Origin of the sequence: Caballeronia sp. dw_276 (assembly GCF_018449635.1) — a bacterium.
Lineage (GTDB): Bacteria > Pseudomonadota > Gammaproteobacteria > Burkholderiales > Burkholderiaceae > Caballeronia.
On sequence record NZ_JAAVUV010000028.1, the window covers coordinates 1 to 5,495 of the forward strand.

General features: G+C 52.4%; 2 tRNA genes and 3 rRNA genes. All 5 read left to right on the forward strand.

Annotated features, from left to right (window positions below):
* Positions 1–73: 73 nt before the first annotated feature.
* The 5 genes from HB633_RS30385 (at position 74) to rrf (ending at position 5,487) form a co-directional block, all read left to right on the forward strand.
* Positions 74–1,606: ribosomal RNA gene (locus HB633_RS30385) — 16S ribosomal RNA — on the forward strand.
* A gap of 70 nt (positions 1,607–1,676) precedes the next feature.
* A tRNA-Ile gene (locus tag HB633_RS30390) sits at positions 1,677–1,753 on the forward strand.
* A 69-nt stretch (positions 1,754–1,822) separates the two neighbouring features.
* Positions 1,823–1,898, forward strand: a tRNA-Ala gene (locus HB633_RS30395).
* A 351-nt stretch (positions 1,899–2,249) separates the two neighbouring features.
* Positions 2,250–5,130 (forward strand): 23S ribosomal RNA (locus tag HB633_RS30400).
* Between the two features lie 244 nt (positions 5,131–5,374).
* Positions 5,375–5,487 (forward strand): 5S ribosomal RNA (rrf, locus tag HB633_RS30405).
* The 16S, 23S and 5S rRNA genes sit together here with 2 tRNA genes alongside, the layout of an rRNA operon.
* Positions 5,488–5,495 lie beyond the last annotated feature (8 nt).

Below are 5,495 nucleotides of genomic sequence, written 5' to 3' on the forward strand. Positions count from 1 at the left end.
AAAGATGGGAGGAACTTGTCAGTACGTTGAGTGAGCGACCTATTCGGAAGAATAGAAAACAGTAACAGGCATTGAACTGAAGAGTTTGATCCTGGCTCAGATTGAACGCTGGCGGCATGCCTTACACATGCAAGTCGAACGGCAGCACGGGGGCAACCCTGGTGGCGAGTGGCGAACGGGTGAGTAATACATCGGAACGTGTCCTGTAGTGGGGGATAGCCCGGCGAAAGCCGGATTAATACCGCATACGATCTACGGAAGAAAGCGGGGGATCCTTCGGGACCTCGCGCTATAGGGGCGGCCGATGGCAGATTAGCTAGTTGGTGGGGTAAAGGCCTACCAAGGCGACGATCTGTAGCTGGTCTGAGAGGACGACCAGCCACACTGGGACTGAGACACGGCCCAGACTCCTACGGGAGGCAGCAGTGGGGAATTTTGGACAATGGGGGAAACCCTGATCCAGCAATGCCGCGTGTGTGAAGAAGGCCTTCGGGTTGTAAAGCACTTTTGTCCGGAAAGAAAACCTTTGCACTAATACTGTGGGGGGATGACGGTACCGGAAGAATAAGCACCGGCTAACTACGTGCCAGCAGCCGCGGTAATACGTAGGGTGCGAGCGTTAATCGGAATTACTGGGCGTAAAGCGTGCGCAGGCGGTTCGTTAAGACAGATGTGAAATCCCCGGGCTTAACCTGGGAACTGCATTTGTGACTGGCGAGCTAGAGTATGGCAGAGGGGGGTAGAATTCCACGTGTAGCAGTGAAATGCGTAGAGATGTGGAGGAATACCGATGGCGAAGGCAGCCCCCTGGGCCAATACTGACGCTCATGCACGAAAGCGTGGGGAGCAAACAGGATTAGATACCCTGGTAGTCCACGCCCTAAACGATGTCAACTAGTTGTTGGGGATTCATTTCCTTAGTAACGTAGCTAACGCGTGAAGTTGACCGCCTGGGGAGTACGGTCGCAAGATTAAAACTCAAAGGAATTGACGGGGACCCGCACAAGCGGTGGATGATGTGGATTAATTCGATGCAACGCGAAAAACCTTACCTACCCTTGACATGGTCGGAACCCTGCTGAAAGGTGGGGGTGCTCGAAAGAGAACCGATACACAGGTGCTGCATGGCTGTCGTCAGCTCGTGTCGTGAGATGTTGGGTTAAGTCCCGCAACGAGCGCAACCCTTGTCCTTAGTTGCTACGCAAGAGCACTCTAAGGAGACTGCCGGTGACAAACCGGAGGAAGGTGGGGATGACGTCAAGTCCTCATGGCCCTTATGGGTAGGGCTTCACACGTCATACAATGGTCGGAACAGAGGGCTGCCAACCCGTGAGGGGGAGCTAATCCCAGAAAACCGATCGTAGTCCGGATCGTAGTCTGCAACTCGACTACGTGAAGCTGGAATCGCTAGTAATCGCGGATCAGCATGCCGCGGTGAATACGTTCCCGGGTCTTGTACACACCGCCCGTCACACCATGGGAGTGGGTTTCACCAGAAGTAGGTAGCCTAACCGCAAGGAGGGCGCTTACCACGGTGGGATTCATGACTGGGGTGAAGTCGTAACAAGGTAGCCGTATCGGAAGGTGCGGCTGGATCACCTCCTTTCTCGAGCTCAAACGTATTAAAGTGAAGTGCTAAAGCGCTCACGCTTATCGGCTGTAAGAAGACAGGCTAAGGGTCTGTAGCTCAGTTGGTTAGAGCACCGTCTTGATAAGGCGGGGGTCGTTGGTTCGAATCCAACCAGACCCACCATTTACTCTAGTGACACTCGAAAAGAGCAGCACGAAAAAGTAAATGCAGACCCTCAAGCATCAAGGTACTGGGGGATTAGCTCAGCTGGGAGAGCACCTGCTTTGCAAGCAGGGGGTCGTCGGTTCGATCCCGTCATCCTCCACCAATCATCAATGCCAAGCACTCTTAAACGAACAGGTTTAACGCGAAGAGTGATTTGCATTGGCGATTGAGCCAGTCAGTAAGCGATTTTAAGCATAGCGCTTAGAGTCGTGCTGTCGTTCTTTAACAATCTGGAAGAAGTAGTAAAGAGATTCACGAAAGCATACTTAGAGATGGGTGTGTGAGTAGGTGAATCAAGGGTTGTGATTGTATCAATGTATGAAAAGGTGATCGAAAGATTGCTTTGGAATACGGCGCAACACGAATACTCAACCTATAGCGGTGTGAAAGAGGTGTTCAATTCAATGGACTTCGGTTTATTGGGTTGGAACTCTCGGAGACACACTCGTTATAGGGTCAAGCGAACAAGTGCATGTGGTGGATGCCTTGGCGATCACAGGCGATGAAGGACGCGGTAGCCTGCGAAAAGCGGGGGGGAGCTGGCAAACGAGCTTTGATCCCCCGATATCCGAATGGGGAAACCCACTCCGAATGGAGTATCCATAGCTGAATACATAGGCTATGAGAAGCGAACGCGGTGAACTGAAACATCTAAGTAACCGCAGGAAAAGAAATCAACCGAGATTCCCAAAGTAGTGGCGAGCGAAATGGGATCAGCCTGTACTCTTTAGCACGACCGTTAGCCGAACACTCTGGAAAGTGTGGCCATAGCAGGTGATAGCCCTGTAGGCGAAAGCGGATGTGTGGAACTAGGTGTACGACAAGTAGGGCGGGACACGTGAAATCCTGTCTGAAGATGGGGGGACCATCCTCCAAGGCTAAATACTCGTGATCGACCGATAGTGAACCAGTACCGTGAGGGAAAGGCGAAAAGAACCCCGGGAGGGGAGTGAAATAGATCCTGAAACCGCATGCATACAAACAGTCGGAGCCTCGCAAGGGGTGACGGCGTACCTTTTGTATAATGGGTCAGCGACTTACGTTCAGTAGCAAGCTTAACTGATTAAGGCAGGCGTAGCGAAAGCGAGTCCGAATAGGGCGTTCAGTTGCTGGGCGTAGACCCGAAACCAAGTGATCTATCCATGGCCAGGTTGAAGGTGCGGTAACACGTACTGGAGGACCGAACCCACTAATGTTGAAAAATTAGGGGATGAGCTGTGGATAGGGGTGAAAGGCTAAACAAACTTGGAAATAGCTGGTTCTCTCCGAAAACTATTTAGGTAGTGCCTCGTGTATCACCTTCGGGGGTAGAGCACTGTCATGGTTGTGGGGTCCATTGCGGATTACTACGCCATAGCAAACTCCGAATACCGAAGAGTGCAATCACGGGAGACAGACATCGGGTGCTAACGTCCGGTGTCAAGAGGGAAACAACCCAGACCGCCAGCTAAGGTCCCCAAATATTGCTAAGTGGGAAACGAAGTGGGAAGGCTAAAACAGTCAGGAGGTTGGCTTAGAAGCAGCCACCCTTTAAAGAAAGCGTAATAGCTCACTGATCGAGTCGTCCTGCGCGGAAGATGTAACGGGGCTAAGCAATATACCGAAGCTGCGGATGCGAGATTTATCTCGCATGGTAGGAGAGCGTTCCGTAAGCCTGTGAAGGTGCATTGAAAAGTGTGCTGGAGGTATCGGAAGTGCGAATGCTGACATGAGTAGCGATAAAGGGGGTGAAAAGCCCCCTCGCCGTAAGCCCAAGGTTTCCTACGCAACGTTCATCGGCGTAGGGTGAGTCGGCCCCTAAGGCGAGGCAGAAATGCGTAGCTGATGGGAAGCAGGTTAATATTCCTGCACCATTGTTAAATGCGATGGGGGGACGGATCGCGGAAGGTTGTCCGGGTGTTGGAAGTCCCGGTCCTTGTATTGGAGAAGGCGCTTAGGCAAATCCGGGCGCGGAATTCAAGGGTACGAGGCCATTCACTTAGGTGAAGAAGCAATCGGAAGTGGTTCCAAGAAAAGCCTCTAAGCTTCAGTTTAACAAGACCGTACCGCAAACCGACACAGGTGGGCGAGATGAGTATTCTAAGGCGCTTGAGAGAACTCGGGAGAAGGAACTCGGCAAATTGGTACCGTAACTTCGGGATAAGGTACGCCCCTGTAGCTTGATGCGCCTGCGCGCAAAGGGTGAAGGGGTTGCAATAAACTGGTGGCTGCGACTGTTTAATAAAAACACAGCACTCTGCAAACACGAAAGTGGACGTATAGGGTGTGACGCCTGCCCGGTGCCGGAAGATTAAATGATGGGGTGCAAGCTCTTGATTGAAGTCCCGGTAAACGGCGGCCGTAACTATAACGGTCCTAAGGTAGCGAAATTCCTTGTCGGGTAAGTTCCGACCTGCACGAATGGCGTAACGATGGCCACACTGTCTCCTCCCGAGACTCAGCGAAGTTGAAGTGTTTGTGATGATGCAATCTCCCCGCGGCTAGACGGAAAGACCCCATGAACCTTTACTGTAGCTTTGCATTGGACTTTGAACCGATCTGTGTAGGATAGGTGGGAGGCTATGAAACCGGAACGCTAGTTTCGGTGGAGCCGTCCTTGAAATACCACCCTGGTTTGTTTGAGGTTCTAACCTTGGCCCGTGATCCGGGTCGGGGACAGTGCATGGTAGGCAGTTTGACTGGGGCGGTCTCCTCCCAAAGTGTAACGGAGGAGTACGAAGGTACGCTAGGTACGGTCGGAAATCGTGCTGATAGTGCAATGGCATAAGCGTGCTTAACTGCGAGACCGACAAGTCGAGCAGGTGCGAAAGCAGGTCATAGTGATCCGGTGGTTCTGTATGGAAGGGCCATCGCTCAACGGATAAAAGGTACTCTGGGGATAACAGGCTGATACCGCCCAAGAGTTCATATCGACGGCGGTGTTTGGCACCTCGATGTCGGCTCATCTCATCCTGGGGCTGTAGCCGGTCCCAAGGGTATGGCTGTTCGCCATTTAAAGAGGTACGTGAGCTGGGTTTAAAACGTCGTGAGACAGTTTGGTCCCTATCTGCCGTGGGCGTTGGATATTTGAAGGGGGCTGCTCCTAGTACGAGAGGACCGGAGTGGACGAACCTCTGGTGTACCGGTTGTCACGCCAGTGGCATCGCCGGGTAGCTATGTTCGGAAGAGATAACCGCTGAAAGCATCTAAGCGGGAAACTCGCCTTGAGATGAGATATCCCTGGAGCTTCGAGCTCCTTGAAGGGTCGTTCTAGACCAGGACGTTGATAGGTCAGGTGTGGAAGTGCAGTAATGCATTAAGCTAACTGATACTAATTGCCCGTAAGGCTTGATCCTATAACCAGTGTGTCTCGACCAGAGTTGGCGCTTAAGCGACTTACTCTGGTCCGATCCCCGAAGGGGATACGTGTGAACCCCAGCCGGGGGTAGCAAGACAATAGGTTGAGATCAGTGTTGTGCCAACAAACACAACCCCAAGCAACACCAGTAATAACGAGGCGTGCTCAACACATGCGCTCGACTACTTCTTCCCCAGATTGGTTGTGATGGCCTCAAACCCCACCACAACACCCCCTTTATGCCTGATGACCATAGCGAGTTGGTACCACCCCTTCCCATCCCGAACAGGACCGTGAAACGACTCCACGCCAATGATAGTGCGGATACCCGTGTGAAAGTAGGTAATCGTCAGGCTCCTCATC